Below are 16064 nucleotides of genomic sequence, written 5' to 3' on the forward strand. Positions count from 1 at the left end.
GCGCGACTTTCTGCGCCATGCGGTCGCGCAATCGTCGAAAGAAGCCGGAGCGTGGTTAGCGAAAGCTTTCCCCGGCACAGGACAATTTTCAACGACTTTTCGGCGAAATGCGGAGAACTCCGCGCTTCCTATCCTTAACGAAATCCGAGCTTTACTTCTTGTTTTAGTTTTGTTTTCCGCAAATTAAGCAAGCCATTTAACGACGGATTCAAGCCTCCGCTGCATTCTCCAAACCATCGGATCACACGACGGGACCCGCACAAAACAAGGGTTCTCGGGAGACACACAGGGGACTGGAACATGGCACGTTTTGACATGCTTGAAGCCGGCATCGGCTCCACCGCACAGGCTGAAATTCTGTTCGAACTCGGCATGATGTATGCCACCGGACGCGACTGCGACGTCGATCTCGTCGCCGCCCACAAATGGTTCAACATCGCCGCGATCAAGGGTTCTGATCGTGCTGCCGGGCTGCGGGCCGAACTTGCCGCGACCATGAGCAAGCATGACATCGCAAGGGCGCTTCGCGCCGCCCGCGAATGGATGACCGTGCACTGAGTTTTACGAGGCGCGGCGTTCGCGCCTCAAGGAATGAACAGGGATGGCGAGTTGGGTGCGGGCGCACCGGGGCTTGACCATGAGCGAGGGTCGCGACCGGCGGGAACAGCCGGCGCGGCCTTCGCTTTTTTCGGCTCAGGCCTCGGCTTCCTCCTGGAATCGCACCAGCACGGTCCCGTCGGTAACCTGCGCGCCTTCCGCGGCCATGTCCTCGATGATGCCGTCATGCGGTGCTGCGATCGTGTGCTCCATCTTCATCGCTTCCAGCACCAGCAGCGGCTGGCCCTTGGCGACCGCATCGCCCACAGCCGCCCGCACCACTTTGACCAGCCCCGGCATCGGCGCACGCAGGGCGTCACCGCCAGCCGCCGCCGCTTCGGCTTCGGCGAACGGGTCTGCCACCGCAAAGGTGTGGCTGGCCGCACCGGCGAAGACTGTGACGTGGCCGGGCCAGCGTGCGGCCCGCCTGGCGGTCGCGAGCGGCTGCGTTGTCGTGGCGCCGTCGATGGTGACGGCCGCGTTGCCGTTGGCTGCGATGGCGAGCTTTGCGACGATCTCGTTGCCCTCATGTGAGAGACGCACCTGCCGCACGGGCGCATGGAAATGCGCGTAGCCGGCCAGCGATGCCCAGGGGTCCACCGCCTTCGGGTCGGTCTCGACACCGGCGGCTGCAATGGCAGCGGCTGCAAGCTGGCCTGTTGTCGGCACGTGTGAAGCGGTCAGTTCCGCCTGCTTGCGTTCTATGAGCCCGGTATCGACGTCGCCGGCTGCGAAATCCACGTCGCTGGCAAGTGCTGCGAGGAACGCGGTATTGACCACCGAGCCCGCGATTTCCGTGCCGGAGAGTGCTTCGCCCAACGCCTCCAGTGCGGCACCGCGGTCGGGGCCGTGAACCACCAGCTTGGCGATCATCGGGTCGTAGAACGGTGAGATCGCATCGCCCTCGCGCACGCCGGTTTCGACGCGAAGTGCCGCCGTTGCCGCCGGAAAACGCAGATGATGCAGGGTGCCGATCGCCGGCAGGAACCCCTTAGCCGCGTCCTCGGCGTAAAGCCGTGCCTCGAACGCATGGCCCGACAGCAAAATCTGGTCCTGCAGCTTCGGCAGCCGCTCGCCGCTTGCCACCCGCAACTGCCATTCGACCAGATCGACGCCGGTGACCATCTCCGTCACCGGATGTTCCACCTGCAGTCGCGTGTTCATCTCCATGAACCAGAAGCGGTCGGGCCGCAGCCCCTGCGAGGCGTCGACGATGAATTCGATCGTGCCGGCGCCCGAATAGTTGATGGCCTCTGCCGCGGTCACGGCGGCTTCGGTCATCGCCGCCCGCATCTCGGGCGTCATGCCGGGGGCAGGGGCCTCCTCGATGACCTTCTGATGGCGCCGCTGTGCGGAGCAGTCGCGCTCGAAGAGGTGCACCACATTGCCGTGGTTGTCGCCGAACACCTGCACTTCGATGTGCCGGGGCTTCTCGACATATTTCTCGACCAGAACCCGGTCGTCACCGAACGCCGCCTTGGCCTCGCGCCTTGCCGCTGCCAGCGCCTCGGGAAAGGCGTCCGGGTCTTCGACCTTGCGCATGCCCTTGCCGCCGCCGCCTGCCCGCGCCTTGATAAGCACCGGGTAGCCGATCTCGCGTGCCTTGGAGGCGAGGATCACGATCTCCTGGCCTTCGCCGTGATAGCCGGGCACCACCGGCACGCCGGCCTTCTCCATCAGACGCTTGGCAGCGTCCTTCAGCCCCATGGCACGGATCGACGCTGCCGAAGGACCGATGAAGACGAGACCGGCTGCTTCCACCGCCTCCACGAAATCCGGGTTTTCCGACAGGAAGCCGTAGCCGGGGTGGATCGCCTGCGCTCCGGTGGCCTTGGCGGCCTCGATAATCTTCGCCGCCACCAGATAGCTCTCGCCGACGGGAGACGCGCCGATATGCACGGCTTCGTCCGCCATCTCCACGTGCAGCGAGCGGCTGTCGGCATCCGAATAGACGGCGACGGTCGCGATGCCCATCCGGCGAGCGGTGCGGATAACGCGGCACGCGATCTCGCCGCGATTGGCGATCAGGATCTTGTCGAACATGAAGCTCTCCTGGAAACGGGAATCCTGCAACGGCGTTGGCCCTCCGTGACGATAGCCATGCCGAATGCGGTTGTGCAGATTGGTGCTTTGCCCCTACCTTGCCGCGCGAGCGAGGCAGGCGAGGAAATGCCATGACGAGAAGTTTGCGATTGCTGGCCGCGGCGGCAGCGATTGTATGGATGCCGGCGGCAGCCCATGCCGACTGGAAGCCGGTGGAGAAGATCGAGCACTACCGGGTATCGGGCAGCTCGGGCATCGATCTCTACCGGTCCATCGGTGAGAACGGGCCGCAGGTCGGCGTCGGACGCGCCATCGCGTTCACCGACTTCAAGCTGTTGTGGTCGCGCGACTATCGTCCGCAGCCTGACGGCTCCTGCACGCTCGTCTCCGCGCGTCCGAGCCTGACCATCATCTATCGCCTGCCAAAGGCATCCGGGGACATGCCGGCGGCGACCCGGCGCCTGTGGGAAACCTTCGTCACCGGCGTAGCCGCGCACGAGAAGGTCCATGGCGAGTTCATCATCGATCTCGTCAAGGCGATCGAGGCCACCTCGGTAGGCCTGTCCGCGCCGAACGATCCCGACTGCCAGAAGGTTCGCGCCGAGCTGCAGAGCCGTCTCGGCCCGCTTTCGCAGGAGCAGCGGCGTCGCAGCCGCGAATTCGACCAGGTCGAGTTGACCGACGGCGGCAACGTCCACCGGCTGGTGCTCGCGCTGGTGAATGGCGGGTAGGGCGGTCGCGCCCGTCCAGTGTTCCGGTTTTCTGATGCCAGCCTGCATCATCACATCCTGAACACGCCGAACTTCGTGTCCGGCACCGGCGCGTTGAGGGCGGCGCTCAGAGACAGCGCCAGCACGTCGCGGGTCTTCGCCGGATCAATGATGCCGTCATCCCACAGCCGGGCGGACGAGTAGAGCGGGTGCCCCTCATGCTCGTATTTCATAAGGATCGGCTTGCGGAACTTCGCCTCGTCCTCGGCCGACCAGTCCTCACCCCTGCGCTCGAAACCCTCGCGCTTTACCATCGCCAGCACGGTCGCTGCCTGTTCGCCGCCCATCACGGAGATGCGCGCGTTGGGCCACATCCACAGGAAGCGCGGCGAGTAGGCGCGCCCGCACATACCATAATTGCCCGCGCCGAAGGAGCCGCCGATGATGACGGTGAGCTTCGGCACCTGCGCGGTTGCCACCGCCGTGACCAGCTTGGCGCCGTCCTTGGCGATGCCGCCTGCCTCGTATTTGCGTCCGACCATGAAGCCGGTGATGTTCTGCAGGAAGATCAGCGGAATCTTGCGCTGGCAGCACAGCTCGATGAAGTGCGCGCCCTTTAGCGCGCTTTCGGAAAACAGCACCCCGTTGTTGCCGAGGATGCCGACCGGCATGCCGTGGAGGTGGGCAAAGCCGGTTACCAGCGTCGTGCCGTAGTTCTGTTTGAACTCGTCAAACTCCGAACCGTCCACCAGGCGTGCGATGACTTCGCGCACGTCGTAGGGCTGGCGCAGATCGGTGGGCACCACGCCGTAAATCTCTTCCGGTGCGTAAAGCGGTTGAATCGGTTTGCGCAGCGTCACGCCTATCCGCTTGTTCCGATTCAGGTTCTTGACGATGCGCCGGACGATCGCGAGCGCATGCGTGTCGTCGGTGGCGTAGTGGTCGGCGACACCGGATTCGCGCGTATGCAGGTCCGCCCCGCCGAGGTCTTCGGCCGTTACGTCCTCGCCTGTTGCCGCCTTCACCAGCGGCGGGCCGCCCAGAAAAATGGTTGCCTGCTTTCGCACCATGATCGTCTCGTCCGACATTGCAGGCACATAGGCGCCACCTGCTGTACACGACCCCATCACGCAGGCGATCTGCGGAATGCCGGCAGCCGACATGTTGGCCTGGTTGAAGAAGATGCGGCCGAAATGCTCGCGATCCGGAAACACCTCGTCCTGGTTGGGCAGGTTGGCACCGCCTGAATCGACGAGGTAGATGCAGGGCAGATTGTTCTGCAGCGCGATCTCCTGCGCGCGCAGATGCTTCTTCACCGTCAGCGGATAATAGGTGCCGCCCTTCACCGTCGCGTCGTTCACGACGACCATGCACTCGGTGCCCTCGATCCGCCCGATGCCGCAGATCATGCCGGCCGAGGCGATGTCCTCGCCATACATGCCCCATGCCGTGAACTGGCCGATCTCGAGGAAAGGCGCGCCGGTGTCGAGCAGCTGGGCCAGGCGTTCGCGCGGCAGGAGCTTGCCACGGGCGACGTGACGCTCGCGGGCCTCCTCGCTGCCGCCGAGCTCGACGGTCGCGGCCTTGTCGGAGATGTCGGCGACGAGCTCGCGCATCCGCTCGGCATTTGCCTTGAAGGTGTCGGACGAAGGGGAGAGTTCGGACTTGATGATGGGCATTGCGGCTCCCGTGAGCTTTTTATTGCGCGGTGGTGTTGCCGTAGGCGGGAACGCCGCCCGCATCGTTCAGCATGCGCGCGAAGTGCATGAGATTGAAGGTCATGGTGGTCAGATTCTTACGGGTGAACTCGTTGTCGAAGCCGGCCTGGCTCCCGTCGTCCATCTTGTCGCCGTAGGCGGGGCCGGGGCCTGCCTCGCCGATCCAGCCACAATCGGCTTGGGGCGGCACCGTGTAGCCCACATGTTGCAGCGAATAGAGCACCGTGTTGGACACGGCCTTGATGCCGTCCTCGTTGCCGGTGACCATGCAGCCTCCCACCTTGCCGTAGTAGATGTACTGGCCTTTGTCGTTTTTCTGCGCCGAATGCGCGTAGAGCCGTTCGATGATCATGCGGCAGATGGAACTTTCCTCTCCGAGCCAGATCGGCGTGCCGATAACGAGGATATGGCTGTCGCGCACCTTCGGCCAGATGCGGTCCGGCCAATCGTCCACTTCCGCGCCGTGCTTGCGCATGTCCGGCTGGACGCCGAAGGCGATCCTGTGGTCGGCCGCGCGCAGATAATCGGTCGAAACACCGCAATCCGACATGATCTCGATCGCGTCGCGCATGAGCGTCTCGGTGTGCGATCGGCCTTGTCCGGTGGGTGTCAACGTGGTGTTGATGAACAGCGCGCGCAGACCGGAAAAGTCGGCCCGGTTGCCGGAAATGAGCTCTTTCTGGCGTTGGTCAAGCGGCATGTCGTGCCTCCATTTTGTTGGAAATGAAGAACTAGAGCGCCAAGGCCCGACGTCACGCAGACTCCCCCATCATCTCCCGGCCGATCAGCCAGCGCCTGATCTCACTCGTGCCGGCGCCGATCTCATAGAGCTTGGCATCGCGCAGCAGGCGGCCGGTCGGATAGTCATTGATGTAGCCGTTGCCGCCGAGAAGCTGGATCGCGTCGAGCGCGGTCTGCGTCGCCTTCTCCGCAGCATAGAGGATGCAGCCGGCCGCATCCTTGCGCGTGGTCTCCTTGCGGTCGCAGGCCGCCGCGACGGCGTAGACATAGGCCCTGCAGGCGTTCATCGTGGTGTACATGTCGGCGAGCTTGCCCTGCACGAGCTGGAACTCGCCGATCGCGCTGCCGAACTGGCGTCGCTCCTGCGTATAGGGGATCGCAACATCGAGAGCGGCCGCCATGATGCCGAGCGGCCCGCCCGACAGCACGACGCGTTCGTAGTCGAGCCCGGACATCAGCACCTCGACGCCCTTGCCCTCTTCGTAAAGCACGTTTTCGAACGGCACCTCGACATCCTCGAACACCAGTTCGCCGGTGTCGGAGCCGCGCATGCCCAGCTTGTCGAGTTTCTGCGCGACCGAGAACCCCTTCATCTCGCGCTCGATCAGCAATGCGGTGATGCCGCGCGAACCCATCGTCGGCTCCGTCTTGGCATAGACGACCAGCGTATTCGCCGAGGGGCCGTTGGTAATCCACATCTTGGAGCCATTGAGCACGTAGCGGTCGTTCTTCTTGTCGGCCCGCAGCTTCATCGACACCACGTCCGATCCCGAGCCGGTCTCCGACATGGCCAGCGCGCCGACAGCCTCGCCCGAACAGAGCGAAGGCAGGTATTTTTCCTTTTGCTCCTGCGTGCCCCAACGGTTGATCTGGTTGACGCACAGATTGGAGTGCGCGCCATAGGAAAGCCCGACGGACGCGGACGCGCGGCTGATCTCCTCCATCGCGATCACATGAGCGAGATAACCCATGCCGGTGCCGCCGAAGTCAGGGTCGGCCGTCATGCCGAGCAGGCCGAGCGCACCCATCTCACCCCACAGATGGGCCGGGAACTCGTTGGAACGATCGATCTCGCCGGCGATCGGCGCGATCTGTTCCTGCGCGAAACGGCGCACCATGTCGCGCATCGCGTCGATATCCTCGCCGAGGCCGAAATTCATCGAATGGTCGTACATCGTCTCTCCCCTTATGCGTTGCGCGCGCCGACGAGGCGCATCGTCATCTTGTGATAGGTATCCGTCACCTCCGCGACGGAAAGGCGTTCGTCCGGACGGAACCAGACGATCACGCCGGTGACCATCTGGATGATGGCCATCGCTGTCAGCGTCACGTCCTCGACCGTGAAGAGCCCGGCATCGGCACCTTGCCGCAGGATTTGCCGCAGTTCCTTTTCATAGCCAGCGCGCAGGCGCAGGATCGTAGACAGGCGATCCCGCGACAACGACCGCAACTCCATGTTGTTGACGTGTGTCGAGTGCCGCCGCTCCACATGGAAGTTGATATGGTTTCGGACGAAAGCAGCAAGCAGGGCGGTAGCATCCCCGGTGGCCGGCCGGGCGGTTTCCCAACTTGCGACGAGCGCGTTCATATGCGCCGTCATAAGGTCGTAGAGCAGGTCTTCCTTGGTCGGGAAATAGCGATAGAGCGCCGCCGGTTGCACACCCACCTCGGCGGCGAGCTGGCGCATCGACACCGCTTCGTAGCCGTAGCGCGCGATCAGGTTCACGGCGGCATCCCTTATCGCCGCCTGCGTCCTTTCACCGTCCGATCCTGCAGTTCGCGCCATCATCTTCTCCGGATGGTCATATAATAAAACGAACGTTCAATTAATTCAAGGGGTAGGTGTGAAGCGGCCGCTCTCGGTTCTACGACGAGCCTAACCTTTGGATATGCGGATTGCTCGCCTAGCTACGCGCCGCGGTAAGCGCGTCCGGCAGCATCTGCTCGAACAGGTCGATCGCTGCATCCGGGCCAACGCTGACGCGGATGCAGCGATCGAGCACTGGCGCCATCGGCTTGCGCACGAACACGTCGCGCGCAATGAGCGCCTGCATGATCTTGAGCGCGAACGCACTGTCCCCGCCGCAATCGAAGGTGACGAAGTTTGTGGCAGACGGCAGCGGCTTCAGGCCGTTGGCCTCCGCGATCGCGGCGATCCGGTCACGGCATGCAGCGACTGAGCCGATAACGGAGAAAAGGTAGTCCTGATCGGCGAGAGCGGCCAGCGCCGCGGTCTGCGCGATCCGGTTGACGCCGAAATGGTTGCGAACCTTGTCGAATGCCCGGATCGTCTCCGCTTCGCCTATGGCGTAGCCGCAGCGCAGGCCGGCAAGGCCATAGGCCTTGGAGAAGGTACGCATCCGCAGGACATTGGGCCGCGCGACATCGAGCGGCGGTATGGCCGAGGCCGGCGCGGTTTCGCCATAGGCTTCGTCAAGAACCAGCAGCGTCGTTTCCGGTAGGGCCTCGATCAGCCGCGAGATTTCCGCAGCCTCCCACCATGTGCCCATCGGGTTGTCGGGGTTGGAGAGATAGACCAACGGCGCATTTTCGCGCCGCGCAGCATCGGCAAGTCCCTGAAGATTTTCACGGTCATCCAGGTAGGGAACGCTGACCAGATGCCCGCCGAAACCCGCCACGTGGTAGTTGAAAGTGGGGTAGGCGCCGAGCGAGGTTACCACCGGCTGTCCCGGCTCGACGAATAGCCGCACGATCAACCCGAGCAGCCCGTCGATCCCTTCGCCGACCGTGATGTTTTCCGGCTCGACCCCGAGATGAGCGGCCAGTGCCGCCTTCAGGTCGTGGTTCTCCGGGTCGGCGTATTTCCATACGTCGCCCGCCGCCTCGGCAATGGCCGCCTTGACCGCGGGTGAGGGGCCGAAGCCGCTTTCATTGGCGCCTATGCGCGCGCGGAAAGGGCGCCCGCGCTGGCGTTCCTGCGCTTCCGGGCCGACAAAAGGCACAGTGGCGGGCAATGTTGCGGCAAGGGCGGTGAGGGCAGGGCGGTTCATGATCGGCAAAGGCTTGAGCAGGTTGCGGATGCTGCGCTTTACAGCGTTTCGTAGGCTTTGGCGATCTGCGAAAGCATGGCGACTTCGAGCGCGGTGGCATCGTCGTCGCTGGCATCGGGCCGTGACGATGTCTTGGCGATGACCACGCGGCTTTGCGGGTCGGCCCAAAGCCACTGGCCGTGTATTCCGACCGCCGCGAGCGTGCCGCGGCCATCGCCGACATCGTACCAGCACGAGCGGTAGCGCCCGTCCTCGAACATGTCTGCGAAATTGCCGTCCACCCAGGCTTGCCGGTCGCCATTGGTGCGCATGTCGTCGATCCAGTCGCGCGGGATGACGCGCGTACCGTCGGCCGTGCGACCATCGTTCATCACGAGTTGACCCAGCCGGGCAAGATCGCGCGTGGTGATGCAGACGCCACCCGCGGCTCGCGCGGTGCCGACCCGATCGACCGTGACGCTGGCAGCGCCCCGCGCGCGCATTGCCCGCCAGAGGCGGTTCGCCAGGTAAAGATGATAGCGCACGCCCGTTGCGCGTTCGACGACGAGACCGAGCAGATCCGTGTTCGGTGACGCGTAATAGAACTGCGTGCCATGACCGTGCCCGCGCGGCCCCAGCGTGGCGAGGAACGCTTCCATCGTTTCCGGCTGGCTGTCGCCGCGCTCGGGGTTCCACAGCATGGCGCGGCGATAGCGGTCGAACGCGCCGCCGTCGTCGAGATATTCCTCGTCGAAATCGAGGTCGACGGTCATGTCGAGCAGGTCGCGAACGCGAGCATCGCCATAGGCGGAGCCCTGCATCGAAGGGACGTATCGCGTGACCGCCGCATCCGGGTCCAGCAGCCCTTCGCCGGCGGCGATCCCGGCGAGCAGGCCGGTGACCGACTTGCTGATCGAGAAGATCACGTGCGGTCGCGCCGGATCGGCGTTCTCAGCCAGCCATTCCGCGATCACCGCACCATCGCGCATGACCACCAGATGATCGGTATGAGAGCGCTCCATGTGAGCCAGTACCCCGATGGCGCTTCCGTCGATGTCCTTGAGTGAAAGCTCTTGCAGGGCGGCGGGGCCGGGAGAGGGAGTTTCGTTTCCGGTCGCGGGGGCAATTTCGGCGGTTGGAACGAATTCGGCCACGTGCTGGAAGCTGTAGCGGCTGAACGGGCTCGTTCTCCAGTTGGCAAGCGTGATGTCGGAACGCTTGAAACTGTCGGTCATCGCGAACTCCCCCGAATCCTGTCTTTGCAATCGCGCGCCGATTGGCGGCAGGCAGGCCTTTGGAGTCAACAAAAAAGCCCGGCGGTCACTCGCCGGGCTTTCAAGAACGTGGAATGTCGGGATCAGAAGCTGCGGGTCACGCGCAGCACGCCTTCCCAGCTATCGGCACCGCCGGAAACCTTCGTGTAGCGAACCTCCGGCAGCACTTCGAGATTCTCGATCGGGGTCAGCGCGAGGCCGCCCTTTGCCTGCCAGGCGCTGTCACCGCTGGTCGTCGCATCGAACCACTGCAGGTAGCCGTTGACGGCAATCTTCTCGTTCAGCTTCACCTCGGCATGCGCCAGGATCGACCATTCCGAGGTCTCGCCGGAGCCAGGATTGACCGCCCCGTAAGTACCGCTCTCGCTGCTGCTGTAAAGTACGTGCACGCCGAGCGCGAACGGGTCGAAGTTCACGCGGCCCACGGCCTTTGCACCCCAGGAGTCATCGGGATTGTCGTAGCCGACCATGCCGCCGATCGATCCCCAGTCCTTGCGGTAGATCGCGCCGGTTTCGATATTCGGCTCGAACTGACCGGTCCCGGTCTCGACAGCCGCGATGACGGCTGAGAAGCCGTTGGCCGCCTCGTAGGTATAGGACACCTCGCCGCTATTGTAGATCTGGCCTGCGAAGTCGCCTTCGAACTCGCCCGGCGCGCCATAGTCGCCGAAGAACCGTGCATAGGGATTGTCGGTCTTGCCGACGAGCAGCGTGCCGCTGCCCATCTGAAGCTCCATGAAGAGCTGGTCGGCGTAGACATCATTGCCGTCGAGCGAATTCCATTCGAAGAAGAGGTGCGCGAAGCCACGCAGCGTGCCCCACTCTGTCTCGGAGCGGACATCGAAGCTGGGGGCGAAGCGGGCCGTCTTCGTGAAGACGTATGGCAGCCCTTCCTGCTTCACATAGTCCATCCGGTAGCGCATATAGCCGCCGATCTGAAGACAGGTCTCGGTTCCGGGGATATAGAAGAAGCCCGCGCCATAAACGTCGCATATGCGAACATATTCCATTGGTTCAGGCTCTGCATATACAACGGCGTCAGCTGCATGTACTGCCGAGATACCGGAAAGGGACGCAAGAGATGCAAGGATAGCGCCGCGCAATTTCATGAATTATCTCCGAATCGGAACGAGGTGTATCGGTTTCTTTGGTCAGGGCCTGATGTTGGAAATAAAACGACTCTGCTCAGGCTTGTCATGAAGTGGAGATTTCAGAAATTTGGCCGGCTGGACAACAGAAATATCGAATGGATCGATTTCAACTGCAGAGGGAAAGTTGCGTGTTGCAGAAATGCTACGAATCGATGGCGCAAGAATAGGCAGATGCTGAATCCGCATGCCGAGGCGCCTGTGGCGCAAGGTCGGGACGACCTTTCATGAAAAAGCTTCTAGCTCGGTTCCTGTCGATTGATGAACAGCGTCAATGCTGTTATCTGCACGCACTTCGAAGGGGTGGCGGGGCTTCAACCGGCTTCTGGCGACCGATCCGTGAGCGGAAGCTTCAGCAGAGTGGTATTGATGCCGTTTGAACGTATCTCCGTGGTGGGGCTCGGATATATCGGACTTCCCACCGCGGCGGTGTTTGCCAGCCGCAACAAGAAGGTAATTGGTGTTGATGTCGCCCCGCATGTGGTCGACACCATCAATGCCGGCGGGACTCATTTCGTAGAGCCCGATCTCGACGCGCTGGTGCATCGCGTGGTGAAAGACGGTTTCTTCCATGCCACGCTGACGCCGGAGGAGGCCGACGCCTTCGTGGTCGCCGTGCCGACACCGTTCCGCGACGCGACCGTGTCGCAGGTGCCAGAGCCGGACCTCAGCTACATCGAAGCTGTCAGCCGCATGATCGCGCCCGTGCTGCGGCCAGGCAATCTCGTGGTGCTCGAATCCACCTCGCCCGTCGGAGCCACCGAGCAGATGGCCGCGTGGTTTGCCGAGGAAAGGCCGGACCTCACTTTTCCGCAGACGCATGGCGAGGCATCGGATATCCGCATAGCTCACTGCCCGGAACGCGTACTGCCGGGTCAGGTCCTGCGCGAGCTGGTTGAGAACGACCGGGTGATCGGCGGCATGACACCGCTCTGTTCGACACGGGCGGTCGAGCTCTACAGGCAGTTCGTAAAAGGCGAGTGTTTCGTCACCGATTGCCGCACCGCGGAGATGACCAAGCTTACCGAGAACAGCTTTCGAGACGTCAATATTGCTTTCGCCAACGAACTGTCCCTGATCTGCGATCGCCTGGGTATCGACGTGTGGGAATTGATCCGCATGGCCAACCGCCATCCGCGCGTCAATATCCTTCAGCCCGGCCCGGGCGTAGGAGGGCATTGCATTGCCGTCGATCCGTGGTTCATCGTCAGCGCGGCCCCCGAGCAGGCGCGGCTTATACGCCAGGCGCGCGAAGTCAACGATTCGAAGCCGCGCTGGGTCCTGTCCAGGGTGGATGCCGAAATCGAGGCGTGGACGACCGAAAATCCGGGCTTGAAACCAACGGTTGCCTGCTTCGGCCTGGCATTCAAGCCGAACATAGACGACCTGCGCGAGAGCCCTGCGCTCGGTATCGCTCGCGCGCTGGCGGAGAAGGTGCGAGATCGCCTTATGGTGGTCGAGCCGCATATCGCGAAGCTGCCTGACGGGTTGGGCGAGGCCACCCTCGTGTCCCCGCAGGACGCTCTCGCGAATGCTGATATCTGCGTGCTCCTGGTGGACCACGACGCGTTCAAGTTCGGCGGTACGCCGGATCGTGGCCGCGTCAGGATCGTCGACACAAGGGGAATATGGAAGGCATGATGCGCGTTCAGGGACGCAGGCAAGCTTGCGCCCCGGCCTGGTAACGGACGAGCGCCTGGATTTATTAGGAGAGTTGTTTTGAACGAGATGAACAAGGGATCGGCGGCCGCCGTGGCTGATAGCGCGATTTATGAGAAGCTTCTGTCCTCCATCGGCTCGCGCGATGCGCTAGTCGGGATCGTGGGGCTTGGCTATGTCGGGCTTCCGCTTGCGGTGACGGCAACGAACGCCGGCTTCGGCGTGATCGGCTTCGACATCGACGCGCAGCGCGTTGCCAAGGTGAACCGCGGCGAGACGGTCATCAAGCATATTGACGGTGCGCTCCTGGGCGATGCCATCGCCAAGGGCAAGTTCGAGGCTACGGCCGACTTTGCGCGGCTGGCCGAGGTCGATGCGATCCTGATCTGCGTGCCGACGCCGCTGACGCGCCATCGCGAACCGGACCTCTCCTTCGTGGTGGCCACGGCGCGCTCTGTCGCGGGCAGCCTGCGGGCCGGCCAGCTCGTGGTTCTGGAATCGACCACCTATCCCGGCACCACCGATGAGGTGCTGCGGCCGATCCTGGAAGAAGGCGGCCTGAAAAGCGGCCAGGATTTCTTCCTCGCCTTCTCGCCGGAGCGCGAGGACCCGGGCAATCCGGATTTCGGCACCTCCACGATCCCGAAAGTGGTGGGCGGCGACGGTGCGCATGCGCTGGAACTGGCCAACACGCTTTACGGTGCTCTGGTGACGAAGACGGTACCGGTGTCGTCTGCCGCGACGGCCGAGGCGGTGAAGCTGACGGAGAACATCTTCCGCGCCGTCAACATCGCGCTCGTGAACGAGCTGAAAGTCGTCTACGAGGCGATGGGCATCGACGTGTGGGAAGTGATCGACGCGGCTAAGACCAAGCCGTTCGGCTTCATGCCGTTCTATCCGGGGCCGGGGCTGGGCGGTCACTGCATCCCGATCGACCCCTTCTACCTGACGTGGAAGGCGCGCGAATACGAGATCTCAACACGCTTCGTGGAGCTTGCCGGCGAGATCAACACGGCAATGCCGCAGCGCGTGGTGAGCCAGTTGGCAAGGGCCATGGATTCAAGGCTCAAGCGCGGCCTCAACGGCGCGCGCATTCTGGTGCTTGGCATTGCCTACAAGAAGAATGTCGACGACATGCGCGAGAGCCCGTCGCTACGGCTGATCGAGCTTCTTGAGGAGCGCGGGGCGGTGACCGCCTACCACGATCCTCACATTGCCCAGATCCCGCCGACGCGCGAACATGCCCCGCTGACCGGTCGCCGCTCGGTCGATCTTACAGCGCAGGAGGTGGCGGCCTATGACGCCGTCCTCATCGCTACCGATCACGACACAGTCGACTATGCTCTGGTCGTCGACAACGCCAAGCTCGTCGTCGACACCAGAAACGCATGCGCCAGGCGGGATCTGCCAAACACCAACGTCGTCAAGGCTTAAGGCTCCTAGGGCTGCCGGCTAAGCTTCGAGCCAGACGTTTTCGAAATGCTGTTCGAGCGACTGATGTTGCTCGCAGCCTTTCACGCTGGCCTGGAACGAACGGAAGACCGACCGCCAGTAGGGCTGGATAATGATGCCCGAGTTGCGCAGATTGGATTCGATCTTTTCCATGATCGTGCGGCGCTCGTCCGGGTCGGGGGTCGCCAGCGCCTCGTCCACCAGGGCGTCGAACTCGGGGTCGGAGTAGCCACTCTCGTTCCAGGCACCGCCTGACCGATAGGCGAGCGCCAGCACCTGCACGCCGAGTGGGCGTCCAAGCCATTCGGTGCACGAGAATGGGAATTTCGTCCAGTCGTTCCAGAACGTCGCTTCTGGCAGGACGGTGCGCCTCGTGTTGAGACCGGCTTCGCGCATCTGCCCGGCGATCGCGTCGGCGGTCGCCTTCTGCCAGTCGACATCCACCGAGATCAGTTCGTATTCGTGATTTTCCATGCCAGCTTCGGCGAGCAATGCCTTGGCCTGCTCGACATCGCGAACGTGGGGGCCGATATCGGCGTATTCCTCATGGATGGGGGCGACGTGATGGTTCTCGCCCTGTTTGCCGCGACCATCAATGCCGAGAAGAAGGACCGCCTCGTTGTCGACGGCAAGCTGCCCGGCGCGACGAACGCGCGCATCGCCATAGGGTTCGGCACGTGCGCTGAAGCGTGCGACGATTGTGGAACCCGTGGCAATCTCCGAGGTCGTCAGGCCGATCGCCTCCACCTGATCGACCTGCTCGGCCGCCGTCTCGTGGTTGACATCGACTTCGCCCGCCTCGAAGGCGGACAGTGCCGCGTTCGGATCGGTGCCGTAGTCGATCCAGCGAATCCCGTCGAGGTGGAAGTCACCGCGCCACCAGGGCGCATCCTTGCGGCGGACCTCCGCGCTCTCGCCGGTGTTCCACGACACCATTTCGCATGGGCCGGTGGTGATCGCCAGTGCCTCAATGGGGTCTTCGCTCCCGTCGTAGCTGCGGTGCATGATGAGCCCGGGATAATCGGCCATGCCGGCGATCAGCGAGATGTCCGGCTTGGGCAGGTTCAGGCGGACAGTCATGTCGTCCAGCTTCTCGATCGCGCCCTCGATCGCCTGCTTCGACTCCGGGTCGATCAGCACGGACATGCGGTTCGCCATCGAATTGCCTTCGGCGGCGCTGTCGCACCAGCGGGTCAGGTTGTGGACGACATCGTCGGCGTTGAAATCATCGCCATTGGACCATGTGATGCCGGAACGGACCTTCAAGGTTATGACGCGGGCGTCGTCGCTAACCTCCCATGCTTCCAGCAGCCAGGGCTCGAAAGTGAAATCGCTATTCCAGCGCACCAGATACTCGTTGCACTGGCGCGCGATATTGGACATCTCGACCCCGTCGAAGGTGCGGGGGTCGCGCCAGTTCTTGACGGTCATGGAAACACGCAGCGTCCCGCCGGTTTGCGGCTCCTGCGCTGCGGCGGGCGTGACTGCCAGCCCGCCAAGTGCGCGCGCACCCGCCGCGCTGACCCCGAGGGCGGCGAGCGACGCAAGGAACTCGCGCCGGCCGATGCGGCCCGAGCGAAAGCTGCCGGTAACGGCTTCAGCCATTGGATGAAGGGATCGGTTTGTCAGCATGTGCCTGCTCATGTCGCTCTCCGTCGGTCGGTTGGGTGGAGCCGGATGGCTATGACGGCGGATCGTAGAGGCATCGGAGCGAGGCAAATGTGCGTGAATC

13 protein-coding genes are annotated in these 16064 nt (G+C 63.3%); 4 read left to right on the forward strand and 9 right to left on the reverse strand.

The window, feature by feature from the left end:
- The first annotated feature begins 300 nt into the window (after window positions 1-300).
- A complete protein-coding gene (locus tag V1479_RS09245) occupies window positions 301-558 on the forward strand; it encodes an SEL1-like repeat protein (protein WP_368802640.1) in 258 nt (85 codons plus the stop codon).
- Window positions 559-693: 135 nt separating this feature from the next.
- Here the strand turns inward: V1479_RS09245 and V1479_RS09250 are convergent, their stop codons facing one another.
- Window positions 694-2640 (reverse strand): acetyl/propionyl/methylcrotonyl-CoA carboxylase subunit alpha, encoded by a 1947-nt coding sequence (locus V1479_RS09250; protein WP_368802641.1) that lies wholly within the window; start codon window positions 2638-2640, stop codon window positions 694-696.
- Between the two features lie 131 nt (window positions 2641-2771).
- Between V1479_RS09250 and V1479_RS09255 the strand changes: the two genes are divergently transcribed.
- Window positions 2772-3371 carry a DUF922 domain-containing Zn-dependent protease gene (locus tag V1479_RS09255; protein WP_368802642.1) on the forward strand — a complete coding sequence of 200 codons (600 nt, stop codon included), beginning with the start codon at window positions 2772-2774 and terminating at the stop codon, window positions 3369-3371.
- A gap of 50 nt (window positions 3372-3421) precedes the next feature.
- Here V1479_RS09255 and V1479_RS09260 read toward each other — a convergent pair whose 3' ends face one another.
- The 7 genes from V1479_RS09260 to V1479_RS09290 all read right to left on the reverse strand — a co-directional run bounded on the left by V1479_RS09260 (window position 3422) and on the right by V1479_RS09290 (window position 11182).
- A complete protein-coding gene (locus V1479_RS09260; RefSeq protein ID WP_173190330.1) occupies window positions 3422-5029 on the reverse strand; it encodes a carboxyl transferase domain-containing protein in 1608 nt (535 codons plus the stop codon).
- A gap of 19 nt (window positions 5030-5048) precedes the next feature.
- Window positions 5049-5768, reverse strand: a complete 720-nt coding sequence (locus tag V1479_RS09265) for a flavodoxin family protein (protein WP_368802643.1) — start codon at window positions 5766-5768, stop codon at window positions 5049-5051.
- 52 nt (window positions 5769-5820) lie between these two features.
- The gene (locus tag V1479_RS09270; RefSeq protein ID WP_368802644.1) at window positions 5821-6984 is read right to left on the reverse strand and encodes an isovaleryl-CoA dehydrogenase; all 1164 of its coding nucleotides are present in this window, start codon (window positions 6982-6984) and stop codon (window positions 5821-5823) included.
- 11 nt (window positions 6985-6995) lie between these two features.
- On the reverse strand, window positions 6996-7595 hold the full coding sequence (locus V1479_RS09275; RefSeq protein ID WP_173190336.1) for a TetR/AcrR family transcriptional regulator: 600 nt from the start codon (window positions 7593-7595) through the stop codon (window positions 6996-6998).
- A gap of 118 nt (window positions 7596-7713) precedes the next feature.
- Complete coding sequence (locus tag V1479_RS09280) at window positions 7714-8823, reverse strand: pyridoxal phosphate-dependent aminotransferase (RefSeq protein WP_368802854.1); 1110 nt, start codon at window positions 8821-8823, stop codon at window positions 7714-7716.
- Between the two features lie 35 nt (window positions 8824-8858).
- Window positions 8859-10034 (reverse strand): serine hydrolase domain-containing protein, encoded by a 1176-nt coding sequence (locus V1479_RS09285; RefSeq protein WP_368802645.1) that lies wholly within the window; start codon window positions 10032-10034, stop codon window positions 8859-8861.
- Between the two features lie 122 nt (window positions 10035-10156).
- On the reverse strand, window positions 10157-11182 hold the full coding sequence (locus V1479_RS09290; protein ID WP_368802646.1) for a porin: 1026 nt from the start codon (window positions 11180-11182) through the stop codon (window positions 10157-10159).
- 408 nt (window positions 11183-11590) lie between these two features.
- On the opposite strand from V1479_RS09290, the gene wecC reads away from it, so the two are divergent.
- Window positions 11591-12862: a UDP-N-acetyl-D-mannosamine dehydrogenase gene (gene wecC, locus V1479_RS09295; RefSeq protein ID WP_368802647.1), complete on the forward strand. Its 1272-nt coding sequence runs from the start codon at window positions 11591-11593 to the stop codon at window positions 12860-12862.
- Window positions 12863-12949: 87 nt separating this feature from the next.
- Window positions 12950-14314, forward strand: a complete 1365-nt coding sequence (locus V1479_RS09300; RefSeq protein WP_173193425.1) for a nucleotide sugar dehydrogenase — start codon at window positions 12950-12952, stop codon at window positions 14312-14314.
- 18 nt (window positions 14315-14332) lie between these two features.
- Here V1479_RS09300 and V1479_RS09305 read toward each other — a convergent pair whose 3' ends face one another.
- Window positions 14333-15976 carry an ABC transporter substrate-binding protein gene (locus V1479_RS09305; protein WP_368802648.1) on the reverse strand — a complete coding sequence of 548 codons (1644 nt, stop codon included), beginning with the start codon at window positions 15974-15976 and terminating at the stop codon, window positions 14333-14335.
- Window positions 15977-16064 lie beyond the last annotated feature (88 nt).

This window comes from Neoaquamicrobium sediminum (assembly GCF_040970315.1).
Classification (GTDB): domain Bacteria; phylum Pseudomonadota; class Alphaproteobacteria; order Rhizobiales; family Rhizobiaceae; genus Aerobium; species Aerobium sediminum.